The sequence below is a fragment of the Paenibacillus sp. TCA20 genome (assembly GCF_000732325.1).
GTDB lineage: Bacteria > Bacillota > Bacilli > Paenibacillales > Paenibacillaceae > Paenibacillus > Paenibacillus urinalis.
In genome coordinates, this window is the sequence record NZ_BBIW01000008.1 from 85,718 (window position 1) to 105,192 (window position 19,475).

Below are 19,475 nucleotides of genomic sequence, written 5' to 3' on the forward strand. Positions count from 1 at the left end.
ATAGAATGAGGGAATGGTTGATTAATCGATTGGAGTTTCCTCCCCGTACTGTTTTAAATCGTAAGATACCTAAGAAAGCCTTTTTTACACAAACCGATCTTTCTACAACGGAAAAGGAAATGTTTACTTCCGATATAGAGGGGGTCTATTTGTTAAGTGTTATGAATCAGCAGAGTACAAATATCCCCCTCTACCAAGATGATGAATTCAATTATGCAGAAGTAGTATGGATATACGTTGAGCTTCGAACGGACAAAAATATAAATAGGATTATTGGTGCTATTCATAAGACTATCCCTAATCCAGTCGTATTAATAATGAATTCATCAGAAGATCAGATTCTTTTGAGTACCAGTCACAAAAGGCTAAATAAAACTGACAAGACCAAAGTTGTGGTCGAACAACCTACCATTACTCAACGGTTTAATCCCAAGGAACCTGATATTGGATACTCTAAATTACTGAACTCATTGGTCGTTTCAAATTTATCTTTCGAAAACCTATATAGCATATACGAGGATATTCAACAATGGATAAAATGCGAAGAAGTAATTCAGTTAGTAGGAACAATACCTACCAGTAAAGAAAAGCGAGAAGAAGTGGTCAACATATTAAGAAATGTTCAGAAACATCGTAAGGGTATCGAACAATTGCTGCTTGAACAGAAAGGCCAAGTTGATTTTGGTGCAAAGATGGATTTACACATGATGATAAAACGACAAGAACAACAAATCAATACTCAAATACAGCAAATAAAGGAGTTGTGTTAATTGCAAAAGTTAGAGGGAAAAACATTTAATGTAGTGCAAGACAATATAGAAAAACTAAAAGAATTATTTCCAGAAGTATTTACTGAGAGCAAAGTTGATATTGATAAATTACGTCTTGCTTTGGGTGAATATGTAGAACAGGAAAAGGAACGATATGAATTTAATTGGAAAGGGAAAACAGAAGCAATTCAGCTTGCTCAAAAGCAAACAACAGGTACGTTACGTCCTTGTAAGGAAGAAAGTGTAGATTGGGCTACAACACAGAACCTTTATGTAGAAGGGGACAATCTTGAAGTACTTCGTATTCTTCAAAATTCCTATCGAAATAAAGTGAAAACGATATATATAGATCCACCATATAACACAGGTAGAGATTTCGTTTATAAAGATGATTTTCACGACAATGTAAAAAACTATAAAGAAAGTATAAAAGAGACAATGAAGTCAAACGCAGAAACAAATGGTCGCTTTCATACTGATTGGTTAAATATGATGTATCCACGATTGAAAATCGCTAAAAATTTACTAAAAGATGATGGTGTTATTTTTATTAGTATTGACGAAAATGAAGTGATAAATCTTACGAAAATACTAAATGAGATTTATGGTGAACAGAATCAAATTGCTATGATTGCTAATATTTCAAATCCTAAAGGTCGTTCCGATTCTAAATTTATTGCTACTGGTCATGAATATATTCTTGTATATGCCAAAAATATTAATTTGGTTAATTTCGGGGGATTTGGTTTAGATGAAAAGATTACAAAACGTTACAATAAAGTAGATGAAGATGGTAGAACGTATCGAGAGACTGATTTAAAAAAAGGCGGATTTGGTGACAAACGTGAAGATCGTCCTGCAATGTTCTATTATTTTATATATGATGAAAAGTCGGGTGAATTTTATCCTTCACGTACCGAGGTTGAAGGTAAAATTTCGATTAAGCCAATTAGATCAGACGGTACTGATGGTAGGTGGCGTTGGGGATTTGAAAATGCAGAAAAAATGTTGATAAATTATTAGTTAGATGGATGCCAACAAAGAATCAATGGGGAGTATTTGAAAAGGATTATCTAGATAAAAGGGATAGTGTAAGGGCACCTTCATATTGGTCTTTTAAGGATGTTAACAATGAACGAGGTGTAGAAACATTTACTGATTATGGCTTTTCCCGTGAAACCTTCGAGAACCCCAAACCAGTTGGAACGCTAAAAAGGGTTTTACAACTGGGAACAACTCCAAATAATGGAGATTATGTTTTAGATTTCTTCTCTGGTTCAGCAACTATGGCAGAGGCAGTGATGGAACAAAATGTTGAAGATGGTGGTAATCGAAAATTTATTATGGTGCAGTTACCAGAAAAACTTGATGAAAAATCAGAAGCAAGTAAGTATGGATATAGTACAATCTGTGACATAGGAAAAGAACGTATTTGTCGTGCAGCTAAGAAAGTAATCCAAGAAAATCAGAACGAAGAAGGTGTACAGCAATTAGATACTGGTTTTAAAGTATTTAAACTAGATGAAACAAACCTAAAGACATGGGATGAAGAAACACTTGATATGGAAAATAGTCTATTAGATGCTATTGAACCACTTAAAGAAGGTCGTACTCAAGAAGATGTGGTATATGAAATTTTATTGAAATATGGAATTGATTTAACAGTTCCAATGGAAGAGATAAGAATTGCTGGAAAGGCAGTTTATTCTGTTGGGATGGGCTATTTGCTTATTTGTTTAGAGCGAGACTTAACATTGGAACAAATAGAAGAGATTGCTAAAAAACAGCCAGCACGAATTGTTTTTTATGATGAGGGATTTAAAGACGATACTGTGCGAACAAATGCACAGCAAATCCTTAAGCGCTATGGTGTAGAAGATATTCGAGTAATATAAAAGGAGTGGTAACATGAAGATAAAATTCGATGAACAGCAATATCAGCTTGATGCCATTCATTCCATAACGGATATCTTTGAAGGCCAAACAGTTAAGGTCTCAAACTTCACAGTAAGTATGGGTGAAATTGTTGGACAAGAAATAACGGAATTAGGGATCGGAAACAAGCTGGAGTTATCTGAAGCAGAAGTTCTTGAAAATGTGCAAAAGGTGCAGATGAGAAATCATTTAAAAAAGAGTAAAAGCATTCAAGACTGGAACTTCACAGTCGAAATGGAAACAGGTACGGGAAAGACCTATGTCTATACGAGAAGTATATTTGAGTTGAATAAACTGTATGGTTTTTCAAAATTCATTATTGTTGTGCCTAGTGTTGCTATTCGTGAAGGAGTATATAAATCGTTTCAGATGACTGAAGAGCATTTTGAAAAGGAGTATCCTGGGCAGTATTGTCATTTTTTTAAATATGATTCTTCAAAACTAGAACAGGTTCGTGAATACGCAACAAGCACCAATATTGAAGTAATGATTATTAATATTGATGCCTTTAAGAAAAGTTTCGATGATCCAGAAAAGGAGAACAAGGCAAACCTTATTCACCGTGAAAGAGATACAATGAATGGGAAAAAGCCTATTCAATTTATTCAAGAAACAAACCCTATCGTCATTATCGATGAGCCGCAAAGTGTTGATAACACTGATAAAGCAAAAGAAGCTATTGCTTCATTAAATCCACTTTGTAAATTGCGGTATTCTGCCACCCATAGGGACACATACAATCTTATGTATAAATTAGACCCTGTATCTGCTTATGAGAAAAAGCTCGTTAAGAAAATTGAAGTACTTTCCGTCAATTCAGATGACGATTTTAATGATCCATATATTAAACTGGTTAGTGTCTCTAATAAAAATGGATACAAGGCCACTGTTGAAATAGATGAGATGAAGAAAAATGGTGCTGTTACCAGAATTAAAAAAGAAATAAATCCCAATAATAAGAACAACTTATATTTATTATCTGGTGAGCGGGAACTTTACCGTGGTTATATTGTCGAAGGTATAGATTGTTATCCTGGTAATGAAATGGTTGAATTTGAAAATGGGAAGGTACTGAGATTAGGAGAATCGATTGGTGGTATTGATGATGACTTACTCAAGAGATATCAAATCAGAGAAGCGATCCGTACACATTTAGATAAGGAAAAAAGGCTTGTCTACCAAGGAATCAAAGTACTTACTCTTTTCTTTATAGACAAAGTAGAGAACTATCGAGTTTATCCAAAAGGACAACCTTGGCAAAAAGGAAAGTATGCCAAGATTTTTGAAGAAGAGTATGCTTCCCTTATCAAGTTACCTAAATATCGATCGCTCTTTAAAGAAGATCAGTATATTTCGAACCAGAGTGCAGAAGAAGTTCATGACGGATATTTTTCACAAGATAAGAGCGGAAACTTTAAGGATAGTAAACTTGCGAAAGATGGCAGCCTACGTTCAAATAAAGATGATGAGTCTGCATTTGAGCTTATCATGAAAGAAAAAGAAAGATTACTTAGTTTTGAAACACCGTTACGTTTCATTTTTTCCCACTCTGCCCTTAAAGAAGGATGGGATAACCCAAACGTATTTCAAATATGTACTTTAGTTGAAACCAAGGATCCTTTCACTAAACGGCAAAAAATTGGTCGTGGATTGCGCTTATCTGTGAATCAGGATGGACAAAGACAGTATGATGAAAATATCAATGTCCTCACGGTAATAGCAAATGAATCCTACCAAGAATTTGCTGAGTCACTTCAGAAGGAAATGGAAGATGAGACAGGTGTTAAGTTTGGATACCTTGAAGAACAATCCTTCTCTACAATTACTCTGACAGATGAGGTGACTGGAGAGTCCAAGGAAATAGGCTATGACTATTCTGCCAAAGTGTATTCCTTCCTTGTTAAAGAGAAATTCCTTGATAAAAAAGGAAAGGTTGAAAACAAGTTGAAGGAAGCAATTGCATCTGAAACTTTCGATGTTCCAGATGAATTCAAGGAAATAAAGCAGGATATTGAAAGGGTCATAAGAAATTCCATTAAAAAGCTGCCAATCTTCAATAAGAAAGACGAAGTGGATATTAAGCTGAATAAAGAAGTTCTCCTAAGCGACGAGTTTAATCAACTATGGAACCAGATAAAATACAAGACGACATATTCGGTAGATTTGGACTCCGATACACTTAAGAGCCGATGTATTGATGCAATACAAAAGCTGGATGCATTTAAGGCTAGGAAAATTAAACGAGAAAATGCCCTATTGAAAGTGGACCAATCAGGTGTGTCTGGAGAAGGGCAGACAATGCGTGTATATGAAGCCCTTGAAGAGAAACGACGTCTGCCAGACATTCTGCGCTATTTACAGGAACAGACCAACCTTAAAAGACGTACTCTTGTTGATATCTTGATTGGCTCCAAACGCTTGAAAGACTTTGAGAAGAATCCACAAGCATTTATGGAAGCTGTTATGAAAATCATTAACAGAGAAAAGAAGAAGTTAATTGTGGATGGCATTAAATATGAGCGTATAGGTGATCATGCGTTTTATCAGCAATCTCTATTCGAGCATCAAGAGCTTGTCGGTTATATGAAGGCTAATGCTGTTGAAGTGTCAAATGATAAATCAGTCTATAACTATATTCGCTATGATTCCAGTGTAGAGCGAGCATTTGCAGAAAAGCTTAACAATGATGAAGACGTTAAGTTATTTGTTAAGCTCCCTTCTTCTTTCGTAATAGATACACCACTGGGCAATTATAACCCTGACTGGGCAGTATTGGTTGAAAAAGAGGGAGTGGAAACCCTATTCTTCGTTGTTGAAACAAAGGGAAGCACTGATCAGGAGGATCTTCGATTGAAAGAAGATGGGAAGATCACATGTGGTCGGAAGCACTTTGCTGCATTGGAGAATGGGGTCACATACAAGCTTGCTAACAGCTATGAAAAGTTCAAAATGGGAGTATAGACCTATATTTTACTCTTGATATCTTTATACCTAATGGTTCTACTCAAGTTAACAGACAGTTTAAGCGCAATGCACTCTGTTTGTAATTTGACTAAGAGGTGCGGGATAAGTATGAAAAGCAATTTATGTCATGGTTTCATGTATGAAACAGAAGAAGAACTCCGAGCGCTAGTGGGGATTGAGGAATACCTGGACATGGAGTTCAATAAAGGTAGTGGCGACTGGGAACCAGATTGGAATGAGGACAGTGATACTTACGATTTGCCTTCATCATTAGCGATGGACGTCTATTGTAAGCGTAAAGCCGAAGGCCTAACGCAACGAGAGCTAGCCAAAAAACTTGGTATTGGTCTGGAAACTTTATCGAAGATTGAGAACGGTCATAAGAACCTACGAACCGCAGTAAAAAAGAAGATAGACGACTACTTAAATGAAGAATAGTAATTGTATTTATTATGCATACAAGGGGAGCAGCCTAGATGAAATATTTAGTGCTGCTCTTTTTATTTGTTAAGGTTTATAGCAAGATGAAGAAAATATTCATGGGACATAAAGGGGATACATAAATTCTTGTAGAATGTAAGACCTATAACCTATATACGGAGTGGTCGTATGGATAAAATAATTCATTTACATTACAACTTTTATACTAATCTTAAAAATAATCTTGAAGTAAAAGATATCCTTGAGCGGGAAAAGATAACCGTATTGGATGGATTCAAAAAGAATCTTGAGCTTGTACATAGATACTATCAAAAGGTCTATTCAACAGAAGCAAAAAGAGTTGTACTGTGTGGTATTAATCCAGGGAAAAATGGGGCTGGTAAGACAGGTATACCATTCCTCGATTTTAGGGCTGTTTCACATTTACTTTCTGATTTAGGACAAGATGATAGAGAACAGAGTGCCCAATTTATTTTTTCCATCATTAATGAAATTGGAAGTGAATCATTTTATAGAAATGTATATATGACGAATATATCATGGTTTGGCTTTACAAAAGACGGTAACAATTTCAATTATTATGATTTACCATCACCTTTACCAACTATTTTTACTGATTCATTTATTGAAGAAATGGATATTGTTCAACCAATAGTAATTGTTCCATTAAGTAAAGAAGTTGAACAAACCTTACAGCAAATGATTAAGAATGGGAGATTAAGATATCCATTAGCAGAACGCTTACCACATCCATATTATTGTTCTATAGGTAAAAGAGCAACTAAGTACAAGCAAATCTATGTAAAGAAGATTACTAACCTTATTAATAATCAGTCTAACATTTTAATATAGCACAGGTTGATATCGCTATTTTGAAGGAGAGATGATGGTGAACGAAACGACACTAAAGAGGATTAGTCAAATAATCATCGAATATGCAAAGATAGGTCAGGTAATAGAGTACAATCAAATAAGCAATAAACTAGGTGGTATAATTTCCCCAATTCGTTTAAATGAACCATTAGGAGAGATATCCAATCGCTGTATACAGCATGGTTTTCCTCCCCTTTCAGCTATAGTAGTAAATCAAAAAACTAAGCTTCCTGGGGACGGTTTTTTCACCTGGGTGGCAGCACAAATGGGCTATCCCAACTTACCTCATTCAGAATGGGAAGGGTTTTATAAGGAGCAGGAAGAGAAAGTTTTCGATTGCCACGATTGGGACACTTTTTTACGACAAGGTTTTGCAATGAAATCAAACAGTGGGAGTTCCAATTCTAATACTACTAATCTTGAAGAAATCCTTAAAGCTAAGGATTATTTGAAAGGGAATCAAACAAAGTATTACATACTAACTGTAAAGGATTTTTTGGAAACGCAACAGCAAGGTCCCTTTCGATACCATGTATTAATACTGGAAAATGACAAGCTTATTAAACAAGGTACAGTTGAACATAGCTCAAAAAAGCAATTGCTAAAACCTGCTAAAATAAAAGGTATTCAATTACTGTTAGAACAATTTACACTAATCAATCCAACTGATGTTACCATGGTACATTTTAAACCAGACAGACAAGGAAAAGAGTTATGGGAGAAGGAAACTGTAAATAGTTTAGACTCGATGATTAAGGAAGAACGTTTCCGTATTCTTGACTTAATAGTAAAACATGATATAGATGCTGAAAAGTCACAAGACGATTCTTATTATAGGGATGGAAAGATAATTCAGTATTTTGGCACTCGATATGAACGCAATCCTGTAAATAGAGCAAGAGCGATTGAAATCCATGGTACTTCATGCAAGGCTTGTGGATTTAACTTTAAAGAGGTTTATGGTGAGAGAGGAAAAGACTTCATTGAAATACATCATCTTAAACCACTGTTCACCTTAGGAAAAGAATCAGATATTGATCCAGCGAATGACTTGATTCCTGTTTGTTCAAATTGTCATCGAATGATACATAGAAAAAAAGATGATGTATTAGATATTGGCGAATTAAAAGAAATTTTATCTAGGAGCTTAACAAAAATTAAATAATTGCAGATAATGATTGAAGGATTGATGGAAATGAAAATCGCAGTATTACTGAGAAAAACAGAGACTAATAGTCTTTTTAGAAAAGCACTATTAAAAATAAGTGCTATTCAAGGAGAAGAGTTATATCTGTGTTCTGGAACGCTTACTCAAATAACAAATGATCCAATGTTTTTGAAATATGTTAGTCATGGTTTTAAAGGAATAAAAGGGTCAAAGATAATAACTTTGGGAATGCGTTCGATGGGTGACTGTAAACATGGTGTAACTTTTGGCAGTTGTTTAGCAATAAGAAGTGGGTATTGTAATGCTTGTAAGTATCAACGGTTTGTAAATGACTTGAGGGCTCATGGTAGCACTGCAGGTGCATATACTGTAGATGCCTACAGGGAAGTACAAGATAAATGGCATGCTAAGGTTGCATTAAAAGTTAAAAACGGGGAACCAATTGCCGCAATAATTGGTAGTAGTAATCTTACTATTCCTGCCTATGGAGAAAAGTGCTCATGTACAGGCGTTAAGACTCATTGTTCAATACATTCTTGGTCGAAAGCTAATAAGCATTTTCCATTTGAGTGTGATGTTCTATTTTGGGATGAGACAAAAATAAAAGACATAGCCACTTCTTCTACCGATGTTGATGGAGACAGTGTCTCTTTTAATAATGATGGGATAATAGTAGCTACTCCTGAAAGGGACGTTAAAAAGGACCTAATAGACCAGCTTGATTCAATTAGGGCATTGATAGGAGATACTACAAAAGTTAATTCAATTTAATGATTGTAAGAGAGGGAGAGGATAGTATCCTACCCTCTCCTTCAATTTTCAAAGAAGTTAAGAATAATTAATTTACCCTATCCAACGTTACGGTGAACCGTACCATAAATAACGGCATGTTTTTTGGTGGGGAACTGCGTAATAGACGTGGAAAAGGATTAGTATGGTGAGGGTTTACCCTAAGTCACTTTCTGTGAAAAAGCCTGCTACAGAGGCGATATGCTATGATTTGAGGGCATGGAGATGCCCATGACTTATTCCTGTTTGGCATCAGATGACGATGGTGTATGAAGCATTAACTTTTGCTTAGAAAAAGCAAAAGCCCTTGCTACCGTTTGGGTGTAAGGGGAATATCCTAAAAACACGCATTGATCTTATCATCGAACTCCAATTCAATGCCTTCGAATTTCTGCCCATTCTTTACATGAATCTGCTTCACGATGATCTGAAGCAGATTCTTTTGTGTTTCAATCGGTGCTGACGATAACAACTCATGGAATAGAGACAGCACCTGCTTTACTTGATGCAGCGGAACCGGGTCGGCGGAGCTTCGTTCAAGCTGTAGTAAGGCCTCATGCCTTCTTCGGGTCAGTGCTTCATGCTGCTGCTTAATTTCATTCATACGTTGGATTAGAAATTCATTATCAACAACATCGGCTTCGTAGAGCTTGAAGTATTTTTTCTTTTGAACATCCAGCGTTCCAAGCTCCTTGTCAACGGAAGCTATTTCTTTCTGGAGAGGAACGACATTCACGGTAAGGTTATTATTGATTCGTGCTACGATGTTCTCCAAAATCTTAGGCTTCCTCACCACGGCAGCCATTCGGTCGGTTACATATTGTTCAGCCATGTCAGCCTTCACACTATTCGAAGTACAAACGCGGCTACCTTTTGCACGGAAGTTGCTGCAAATGCAGTATTGCTGCACAACCTTGGTTCCATCCTCGAGCGTACAAAACAAAGCCTAACAAATCATTCAGTGCCGTTTCGATCAAGACGATCATTAACAATCCAGTCTACATCGGTAAGATTCGCTACAACATTAGAGAAAACTGGAGTGAGCAACGGCGTAAGGGCATTAACCATGATCCTATCATTGTTGATGGTGAACACGAACGTATTATCACACAGGATGTGTGGGAAACCGTACAAAAGCTCTACGCTAAAAAGTCCGTCACCTCGCCGCGTGTCTTCAATGGAACCTATTTGTTAACCGGAATGATGTGTTGCCCCGACTGTGGAGCAACACTTGTCGCCCATCGGATTCATGAAGAAGGTCATGATGAAGTCGTTGGTATACATGACAACAATGCTGTAGACGGTCATGTCACCCAGTTGCAGTGTTTCTACATACTCCGGCATACTACCCAGCAATCCGCAGTCCTCTCGATTTAGTCCTACGCATTCCAGATCGTACAGGTTGTCTCCTGCTTCCAGAATGACAATATAGCCGTATCTGCCCAGCACAAAGAGGCGATCACCAGGGTCGCAAATTTCGTCTCGCAGTTGGTTGAAGTGGTTTTGAATGTGGGGGAGTAGGGAGGGGAAGAGGCTGGCTGAGTTTAGCGTGGTAATGTCTTGTGGGGTTTTGATTAATCTCATGGATTTACCTCAATTAGAGTTTATTCTCGGGCACTTCTAAGTAATAATATATGTCTCAGTTTCTTTCTATTACGCTCTGGATTGGCACATTTCTAGTGCAAGAATTGGGTTATTCTGGTATGCTTGGAGTGGGACTATTATACTAGTTTGCTTGTCGAGTTGCTTATAAAATGGAGAATAAGAGTCTTTACATAATATACAGTGTGGTTATGAGGGAGAAGATGGCTAGATGACTCTACCTATAGGGAAAAATGAATATCTGATGGGATCTACCCCCGTTTTTGGATACGGAGTCTCGTACTCTGAATTAGAATTAGACGTTGCATTATCTGGTCCAGTTGCAGAGATAGTTTTTGATATTGAAGGAACTGCTGATTTAACAGACCTACTTGATAGTGTAATTGATACAGATTTTGATCGTAATGAGCTAAAACGTGTATTAGAGTCTGAAAAGGAACCAGAAAATTGGCGAGTTGGCGAAGCACTAGCAGAGTTATTTCTAACTTGTCACAAGGCTTGTTGCTTTCCGTGGCCTGATGGTCGGGATGAGAGAAAGTCCGGATCAAGCTTGCCTGGAGCAGATTTAGTAGGGTTTAAAGAAATTAATGATGATGCATTTTTCACCTTTGGTGAAGTTAAAACATCTACTGAAAGTGGTTATCCACCTGGTGCAATGTATGGGCGAACTGGATTGAAACAGCAATTAGAAGATCTGCGTGATAAAGTGGGTATTCGAGATGATCTTGTAAGGTATCTTGGTCATAGAGCTGTAACGGCCTCTTGGAAAGATTTATATATTCGTGCGTTTAAGAAGTATATTTCAAATAATAAAAGCGTACACTTATTCGGACTACTAGTGCGGGATGTTAAGCCTCATGAAGACGATCTGAGAGTAAGGGTACTATCATTAGGGAAGGATTGTTCTAATGAAATGTCAATTGAATTACATGCGTTATATTTACCTGAAGAAAGTATTAGTAAACTGAGTGAGAAAGTAATGGCAACAAAAAGGGAAGGTGCTAAATGATAGTTAATACTGATTCCCTAGAACAGATTGATAATCATTGGGCGGTTAAGGCGCTGGACTCAGAACTCCAAAAGGGGCAGAAGATAGCTGAGAATTTAATTGTAAAGAATGCTGTAGGCAATCAGATATATTTAGGTGGAGAAAGCTCTCAGTATGAACAAGAGATAATTAATAGGTTATCAATGGCGTATGAAATGGTAGCAATAGAAGGATTAAACGCGGTGCTGAGACCAACTAGTTCTAATGACGAACTATTAAAACAATGTACAGCGGGATGTTGGAAAGCTTTTGAATTTAGACGCCTAATGCATATTCCTACTGAGAAAACAGATAAAATTCTACATATTCTTCATGTATCTGCGTTGGCCTATTGCGGTGACAGATGGTCAGATCTTAGACGGTGGTACTATGAAAATAATGATTTTACTAATGTCGGGATAGATCAAGATATGACATGGGATATGCGTCTTCTGATTACACTTTATGAATGCTGGCTACGGCTTTTCAGAAAGAATGGCTGGAAAGATTTAAATGATATTAGTTCTATTATAGGTAAATTAAGAGAGGATCAAAAAACGTTTGAATCTGGAGCATTAAATAATTCTTCACAGACACATGGACGTGTAATGGCACTACGTTTAATTGGTCTATACCACTGGGCAAAAGCAACAGAGTTACTTGCGCTTTACATGTTACAGGGAGAGCCAAATGATATAACAACACAACTCGATAAACATTTTGAGTCTGGTGTTGAAGCTGCTAATATATCAAAAGATTCTCAATTAGAGGTTTTGTTACGATGGTTACATGCTGCGTCAAAACAAATGGTAAGCGGCTCTCTTTGGTCCTTAGCTCGAGCTGGCAACTCGAGAGTCACACAATTTGTAAAAAATGCAATATCAAATCAGGCACTCTTTGAATTGCTACCTCCTCAAAGAATTGCAATACAAGAACAAGGCTTGTTGGACCCAGCAGCAACCGCTGTTGTTGTTGAAATGCCAACATCTGGTGGCAAGACATTACTTGCTCAATTTAAAATATTGCAGGCACTTAATCAATTCAATTTCGAGTCTGGCTGGGTTGCATATGTTACGCCAACGAGGGCATTGACATCACAAATAACTAGAAGATTGCGGCGTGATTTCTCACCATTAGGTATTCAGGTAGAGCAGTTAACAGGTGCTATTGAAGTAGATGCATTCGAAGAAGATATGCTTTCGGGGTTAGGAAGTGAGCGTCCATTTGATGTACTGGTCGCAACTCCAGAAAAATTACAACTGATTATAAGAAATAATAAGATTTCTCGTCCATTAGCATTAGTTATTATGGATGAAGCTCACAATATTGAAGACGAGACCAGAGGACTTAGAATAGAGTTGTTATTAGCCTCAATCAAGCGAGAATGCAAAAGTGCAAATTTTCTATTATTAATGCCATATGTTGAAAAAGCAGAAGTTCTCGCTCGATGGTTAGCACATGATGTAAATGCTGCAAGAACAATTAGTTTAGGAAGCACCCCGTGGAAACCCAATGAAAGAATAGTTGGCATGTATCATACTGTACCCGATGATTCTGTTCGAGCGGGATGGAGATTAAAGTACAAAACATTAGTGACTAGCCCTAAAACAATTCATTTAGATGGAGAGCATTACGTAGGAGAAGTAAAGCCAATTAAAATTCCGAAAAGTAAAATGACCAGTCTGAGTCTACAGACTGCTGCAATGGCAACAATTATGTCTGGTAGGGGTACAAGTATTGCTGTAGCTAATAACATTAATTCTGTTTGGAATATGGCACGTAAAATATGTGAGACCTTACCTATACTAAGCCAAATACCTGAAGAAATAGAACTCGTGTGTAAATTTATCCAAACGGAGGTTAGCGCTGATTTTGAATTAGTTGATATGCTTTCACGTGGTGTAGGAGTACATCACGCCGGCCTCTCAGATGAAATACGTTCCTGTATAGAATGGCTAGCGGAGGAAGGAAAGCTACTTGTGCTTTGCGCTACTTCAACTATAGCTCAAGGGATTAACTTTCCTGTATCATCCGTATTCTTAGCCTCTCGTTTCGTACCGCTTGGACGTCGTTCAAAAGAAATGTCACCAAGGGATTTTTGGAATTTAGCTGGACGAGCAGGACGAATGGGGCAAGATAGTGTTGGGGTAGTAGGGATTGCGGCTGGTGATAAGCCAGCTGATATAGTGAATTATGTTAGTCGTGCAACGGGAGAAATCGTATCTCAGTTAGTCACGATGATGAATGACCTGGAGGAAGCAGGGAAATTAAATCAATTATCAATGATAATCCAAGATGAACAGTGGGAAGATTTTCGATGTTTTATTGCACATCTATGGAATGAGAAAAATAATTTGGAACTTGTTTTAGCCGAAACGGAACAACTATTACGTAATACATTAGGTTATGAAGTATTACGATCTTCGGCTGATGGTGATAAGAAGGCGCGTTACCTACTTGAGGCTACTAAGGATTATGCAAAGAAATTATCATCTAACCCAGGAAATACAGCATTAGCAGATATGACAGGATTTTCACCTGAAGGAGTAGGAAGAGCTCTAGCTGGTATGAATCAATTAGAAAATAAGCTTACCGCTTCAGATTGGTCTCCTGAAAGTTTGTTTGGTACTGGTACTGCTTTAGCAGATCTTTATGGAATAATGTTAAGAGTGCCTCAACTTGCTAATTCACTTGAAGATATTGGAGGAGAGGGCCATGAGAAAAAGTTGCTTGCAGAGATAACTCATGCTTGGACCAATGGTATGAGTATCAAAGATATAGCAATTCAGTTTTTTAAGGGAGATCAAACAAGTTCTATTACAGAAGCCTGCAGGGCTATATACCGAAATTTAGTTAATGCGGGGACATGGGGGATATCAGCATTAAGTCGAATGTCAGGCATTGATTTTGAGACATTGTCTGAAGCTGAAAGAAGAAAAATAAATGTGATACCTGCCATGATATACCATGGAGTAAGCACGGAAGAAGCTGTTCTAATGCGAATGAATTCTGTACCCAGAAGTATGGCAGAGAATCTCGGAAAAGAATTCAGAGGAAACATGAAAACCAAAGAAAAAGCTCCTGATGTAGGTGAGGCAAGGAAGTTTTTACAGCGTCTTGAGGAATCAGATTGGGAAAAACTCCGGCCTAAAGAATCTTATCTTTCTGGAAAAGAATATAAAAGTGTTTGGGAGTTGCTATCAGGGGGAGAGATTTAAACTAGTTAAGGACACAGAAGGTGAGGTATCCTTTTTATATTTTACTCCGATTTTTTCAAGAATGTATCGCCCTAGTATTATTATTTAATATATAATAAGGTCAGTGTTACATTTCTTGAGATGGTGGCGATTACTTATTAAACCAAATTATGCGGGTATCTGTGTTGAGTTGCTTAAGACTATGGGGCCTATGTTGGGAAGCGAGTTGCAAGGACAACTCATTTATAAAACCAATGTCAAACCAAATAACGCTAGACAAATCTTATTAAGGTTACGTAATGAAAAGGTAGTATTAACAACGGAACCAGTGAAATTTGCTAGAAATCAATTACTTTATTTTCTTCCAAAACAAAATTTAAAGGATAAATTAAAGGTTGTAATTCCAGACCATGGACAAACATTTCACCGATTATATCAAGCGCTTGTTGAACAACAAGGTTTTCTCCATATAAGTGAATTCGCAAAAATTTGTGCCGGTGTTGTTAACACAAAGGAAAAGGAGAATCTAGCATTAAAGCAAAAGGATGTATATCAAATTATTGATGAATTATTACGGTTACAAATTATAGAACCTTTACTCGACCATGGTTCAGAACGCTTTATCGTTGCGAAAAAAGAATGGGTTCCTACAGTAAAGCTTGATGAGAACAACATTCAAAAGAGACTAAAAGATTTATCCTTTTCTAATGATTTTACTGAAAGTTTGTTAAAGTGGTTAGAGAGAATGAATTTAGCAGGCACCAATAGTACTCACCTATTTACACAATTTGATAGAGATCATTTTAACGGATTTTATTGGAATGCAATAGGATACTCCTATCTATGGGGATTGTATAAAGCAATTGAAATAGATCCTTTTAATCCCTCACTTGAGAAAACCCCTTCATCAATAGTAATAGAGTCTGTTTTGCACAGAGTGATGAAAAAGTATGATGTTGCAGGGTTTATTGCACGTGTCAGTGTTTTATACGGAAGGCTTAGGGTAAAGGATAATTATAGAATAATACCTATATGCTTTGTTCAAAGTATTGAATCAGATGCTCTTCAACTGGCAAGACAAAGAGGAATAATGGTTATCTCAATTTCTGAGGTTTTCGGAACCAAAATTGCTGAAGCAATTAAAATGGTTAGAGAATTGGATCCGCGTAAAATTGATCCAGAGGCATTAGCGGCTGTACTTGCAGCATCAGATGCCAGTGGTCATGATGGGAAATTCGGCTCGCTAAAAGGATATGTTTTTAACTTTATAGTCGCTTCAATGTTTAACAATCAAGGTTACAATTCAAAAATTGGGTGGAAGTATGAAGCATTGAATAAGAAATGTGAATGCGACGTTGTGATATCAGTGGATGATGAATATCTTCTGGTTTGTGAAGCAAAAGGATACAACGCAGGGACTCAAATACAACTTGGAGAGTCTGAGGATGATTCAGATACAGTTAAAAAGTTTTTTGAAAAAACCTGTAGAATCGTTGAAGCTGCAACTGGGAAAAAGGTTTTTCCTGTTTTTATAACATCTGGTGAATTCACACCACAAGCGCTAGAATATATGGAGGAATTCAGAAAAAGAAAAGCCATATCGAAGTTTTTAAAGATGAGAAATTTCCCTACCAGTGTATATCTTGATCGCAAAGGTTTGATGGATTTATTTGGAAGTTCACAGATATATACTGAACATAAAAAGATACTGAAAGAGTTTTTTAGAGATCATAAAAAGGATAAAATAAACGGAAACAAAGGAGAAGAAGTGGTTCATTAAATAAATGAAAGGAGCCTTCCTGGTTAGGAGGGCTCTTAAAACTTGCCGTTACAGACGGCGCGGTGAACCGTATCATATAAGTAGGGCGAAAATATGGGGTGTAAGAGAGGCTGAGGTCATTAAGATCGAGATTTATAAGAGATTCTAGCCCTCTTAAAGGGGTTACCCGTTTTGTGTGACAGGGATCAAAACACCTTGCAAGTTTAAGCAACCAGTTACCGATATTGTATCGGCGACTGGTTACTTAATTCGTTTGAATGTGAACCGAGTTATAATTATGTAGTTTTGAACGGTCTGTCAACGATTGCTGTCGTTGCTCTGATCATTTTACCTTAAGGATCTAGAAGCTGTATTAGTGTATTTAACACAAAGGCTGTATTTCGACACCTGCAATCGTGCTCACGAATAAGAACCTTTATACTTTTCGTAAGCTATGAATCCCTCAATATCATTATTTAATAATAACGGTATAGCATGTTCGATATCAGTTATGTTCCAATCCCACCATTTTATTTGCAATAAACTATCTATAAGTTCTTGCTCGAATCTATACTTAATTATTTTTGCTGGGTTACCTGCTACTATAGCATATGGTGGAACGTCTTTACTAACTAAAGAATGTGCACCTATTACTGCCCCATCTCCAATTACGAAAAATCGCGAAGGACATTAAAAAAGATCACGAGCTAGCAATGGAACTCTGATCAACCGAGGAGTTTTTGCCCATACTATTGGCAATCTTACTTATGGATAAAAAAACTGCTTTCACAGGAAGTGCTAAATAAATAAGCTTGATCAGGATATGCAGACTCCACACTTTAGATGAGCGAAACCATTTAATGGATTGGTTAATGGCTAATCAGCTCTCACCAAAGACAAGAAGACCCTTGCATTAATGGAGTCATGGGAAAATAACCCTTCTTCTCCAGCTGATGCAAGGCCTCCGTTTCTAGAATTTGCTGTGAAACTTCCTCGTACGTTGGGAGCATAACGTGATCCTACTTAAGCTTTTATTTACGGATATGAACACTCTAAGAAACCCAAACCCACAAACCAATTGAACTTACCATGGAACAGTGTTACGCTGAACAACGGCGACTCAGACTTATGTTCTGTCTTACCATCGAATATACACCAACAATAGTCACCATCCTAGCTATCCAGAAAGGTAATACGATGATCAAAGTTGAAAACTTATCCTTTTCATTTCCGCAAAAGGAACTGTATAAAAATATTTCGTTCACGTTAGAAGAGGGCCAACACTGCGCTTTCATAGGTACAAGTGGTAGTGGCAAAACTACGCTGATCGATATCCTGATGGACCCTGAAAGGTATTTGTTTGAGGGGAAGCTTGAGATTGACCCGAATTGCAGAATCGGGCATGTCAGTCAGTTCTCGCAAGTAGACAACACAAAAGAAGTAACGGTCTTCGAATATATTGGAGAAGAATTCATTAAGATTCAGAACGAAATCACATCCATCTGTACAGAGATGGAAACATCTTCGGATATGGATGACCTGCTGGAGAAGTATCAATTGGCGTTAGACGCCTTTGAAGCCATGGGCGGGAGTGATTTTGAAAGTAACATTAATAAGAAGCTAAATCTGGCCAACCTGATGAAGCTCAAAGACTCCAGCGTATCCGACCTGAGCGGCGGGGAATTTAAGCTGATTCAAGTGATGAAGGAAATGCTGAATCACCCGGAACTGCTAATTATGGACGAGCCGGATGTCTTTTTGGATTTTGAAAACCTGAACGCACTTAAGAAACTCATTAATTCCCACAAGGGCATGCTGCTCGTTGTTACGCATAACCGGTATCTGTTGAACCATTGCTTTAACAAAATAATACACCTTGAAAACGCGGAGATCCAGGAGTTTGATGGGCGATATATCGAGTACAATTTCTCTTTACTTCAGACCAAGATTGAGATGCAGGAGCTCGCCGTCGCTGAACAGGAAGAGATTGAGCGCTATGATGTCATTATTGATAATCTTAGAGCGATCGCAGAATATAATTCAGAAGCATCCAGAGGAAGGGCGTTAAAGGCCAGAGTCCGGTTTCAGGAACGATTGGAAGCTCGTAGAATTAAAGCACCTTTTGTTGATATCAAGCAACCAAAGATTCGGTTTGAGCTGGATCATATAGTGGAAGATACCACTCTCATAAATGTGGACAATTATAGTGCTGCCTTTGATGAGTTGCTTTTGCATCATGTGAACTTTGAAATCAAATCGGGTGATAAAGTAGCCATTATCGGTGCGAACGGTACCGGGAAAACGACTTTGCTCCGGGAAATCGCTCGAAATCATTATGACTCCATTGAAATAAATGCCGATGCTCAAGTGGCTTATTTGTCTCAGCTTCAAGGCGAAACGTTAACGGATTCGAATACCATACTCCATGAATTCATTGACGCCGGGTTTCAAACCTATGATGAGATTAGAGCTTATCTTAAACACTATGGTTTTGAAGGTGAAATCCTGGATCAGAAGATCGGAACGTTATCTGGCGGAGAGAAAAATATACTTCAGCTAGCCAAGGTTGCTGCCAGTCAGGCCAACGTACTGCTTCTTGATGAACCGACAAGCCATTTGGACATTTACACCCAGATCGCACTGGAGAAAGCCATTATCGACTATAAAGGCGCGATTCTGATGATTTCACATGATTTCTATTCCGTTGTGAATGGTATGAATTATGTATTAATTATTGAAGATAAGACAATACGTAAGATGAGTATGCGCAAGTTCAGACAGATGATTTATGCGAGCCACTTCAGTAAAAACTATTTGGAAATGGAACAGAAGAAAAAGTCCGTTGAAATGAAGATTGAATTGGCTTTGAAAGATACGAATTTTGAACTTGCCAAAGTGTTGCTTGATGAGCTGGAAGAGCTGATTAAGCTGCTGTAAATGACAAATGCGT

14 protein-coding genes and 2 pseudogenes are annotated in these 19,475 nt (G+C 37.5%); 13 read left to right on the plus strand and 3 right to left on the minus strand.

The genetic code is table 11. The features are described 5' to 3' along the window. Positions 1 to 17 precede the first annotated feature (17 nt). From TCA2_RS15985 to TCA2_RS16020, 8 genes are all read left to right on the plus strand, one after another. Positions 18 to 770 (plus strand): DUF4391 domain-containing protein, encoded by a 753-nt coding sequence (locus TCA2_RS15985; RefSeq protein WP_193746062.1) that lies wholly within the window; start codon positions 18 to 20, stop codon positions 768 to 770. Beyond that, positions 771 to 1,793, plus strand: coding sequence for a site-specific DNA-methyltransferase (locus tag TCA2_RS27390; RefSeq protein WP_052512074.1), 1,023 nt, complete (start codon positions 771 to 773; stop codon positions 1,791 to 1,793). Between the two features lie 8 nt (positions 1,794 to 1,801). Continuing rightward, positions 1,802 to 2,665, plus strand: a complete 864-nt coding sequence (locus TCA2_RS27395) for a DNA methyltransferase (RefSeq protein ID WP_047912611.1) — start codon at positions 1,802 to 1,804, stop codon at positions 2,663 to 2,665. A gap of 13 nt (positions 2,666 to 2,678) precedes the next feature. Next, positions 2,679 to 5,666, plus strand: a complete 2,988-nt coding sequence (locus TCA2_RS16000; RefSeq protein ID WP_047912612.1) for a type III restriction-modification system endonuclease — start codon at positions 2,679 to 2,681, stop codon at positions 5,664 to 5,666. A 111-nt stretch (positions 5,667 to 5,777) separates the two neighbouring features. Continuing rightward, complete coding sequence (locus tag TCA2_RS16005; protein WP_047912613.1) at positions 5,778 to 6,107, plus strand: helix-turn-helix transcriptional regulator; 330 nt, start codon at positions 5,778 to 5,780, stop codon at positions 6,105 to 6,107. A gap of 171 nt (positions 6,108 to 6,278) precedes the next feature. After that, entirely contained in the window at positions 6,279 to 6,962 is a 684-nt protein-coding gene (locus TCA2_RS16010) for a uracil-DNA glycosylase family protein (RefSeq protein WP_047912614.1), read from the plus strand. Between the two features lie 31 nt (positions 6,963 to 6,993). After that, positions 6,994 to 8,148, plus strand: coding sequence for an HNH endonuclease (locus TCA2_RS27630; RefSeq protein ID WP_081872567.1), 1,155 nt, complete (start codon positions 6,994 to 6,996; stop codon positions 8,146 to 8,148). A gap of 30 nt (positions 8,149 to 8,178) precedes the next feature. Continuing rightward, positions 8,179 to 8,922: a hypothetical protein gene (locus tag TCA2_RS16020; RefSeq protein ID WP_238546417.1), complete on the plus strand. Its 744-nt coding sequence runs from the start codon at positions 8,179 to 8,181 to the stop codon at positions 8,920 to 8,922. A gap of 355 nt (positions 8,923 to 9,277) precedes the next feature. Here TCA2_RS16020 and TCA2_RS16025 read toward each other — a convergent pair whose 3' ends face one another. Next, on the minus strand, positions 9,278 to 9,772 hold the full coding sequence (locus TCA2_RS16025) for a hypothetical protein (RefSeq protein WP_047912616.1): 495 nt from the start codon (positions 9,770 to 9,772) through the stop codon (positions 9,278 to 9,280). 41 nt (positions 9,773 to 9,813) lie between these two features. Here TCA2_RS16025 and TCA2_RS28045 point away from each other — a divergent pair. Continuing rightward, positions 9,814 to 10,077, plus strand: a pseudogene (locus TCA2_RS28045) (recombinase family protein); the annotation flags it as partial. A gap of 54 nt (positions 10,078 to 10,131) precedes the next feature. Here TCA2_RS28045 and TCA2_RS27635 read toward each other — a convergent pair. Continuing rightward, on the minus strand, positions 10,132 to 10,389 hold the full coding sequence (locus TCA2_RS27635) for a hypothetical protein (RefSeq protein WP_052512078.1): 258 nt from the start codon (positions 10,387 to 10,389) through the stop codon (positions 10,132 to 10,134). A gap of 364 nt (positions 10,390 to 10,753) precedes the next feature. Between TCA2_RS27635 and TCA2_RS16035 the strand changes: the two genes are divergently transcribed. The 3 genes from TCA2_RS16035 (at position 10,754) to TCA2_RS16045 (ending at position 16,546) form a co-directional block, all read left to right on the plus strand. Continuing rightward, positions 10,754 to 11,551 (plus strand): hypothetical protein, encoded by a 798-nt coding sequence (locus TCA2_RS16035; protein ID WP_047912618.1) that lies wholly within the window; start codon positions 10,754 to 10,756, stop codon positions 11,549 to 11,551. Continuing rightward, complete coding sequence (locus TCA2_RS16040) at positions 11,548 to 14,787, plus strand: DEAD/DEAH box helicase (protein ID WP_047912619.1); 3,240 nt, start codon at positions 11,548 to 11,550, stop codon at positions 14,785 to 14,787. The genes TCA2_RS16035 and TCA2_RS16040 overlap by 4 nt, the downstream gene beginning before the upstream one ends. Positions 14,788 to 14,902: 115 nt before the next feature. After that, positions 14,903 to 16,546 carry a hypothetical protein gene (locus TCA2_RS16045; protein ID WP_238546418.1) on the plus strand — a complete coding sequence of 548 codons (1,644 nt, stop codon included), beginning with the start codon at positions 14,903 to 14,905 and terminating at the stop codon, positions 16,544 to 16,546. 399 nt (positions 16,547 to 16,945) lie between these two features. Here the strand turns inward: TCA2_RS16045 and TCA2_RS27640 are convergent. Beyond that, positions 16,946 to 17,194, minus strand: a pseudogene (locus tag TCA2_RS27640) (antibiotic acetyltransferase); the annotation flags it as partial. A 528-nt stretch (positions 17,195 to 17,722) separates the two neighbouring features. Between TCA2_RS27640 and TCA2_RS16050 the strand changes: the two are divergent. Beyond that, positions 17,723 to 19,462 (plus strand): ABC-F family ATP-binding cassette domain-containing protein, encoded by a 1,740-nt coding sequence (locus TCA2_RS16050; protein WP_047912621.1) that lies wholly within the window; start codon positions 17,723 to 17,725, stop codon positions 19,460 to 19,462. Positions 19,463 to 19,475: the final 13 nt, after the last annotated feature.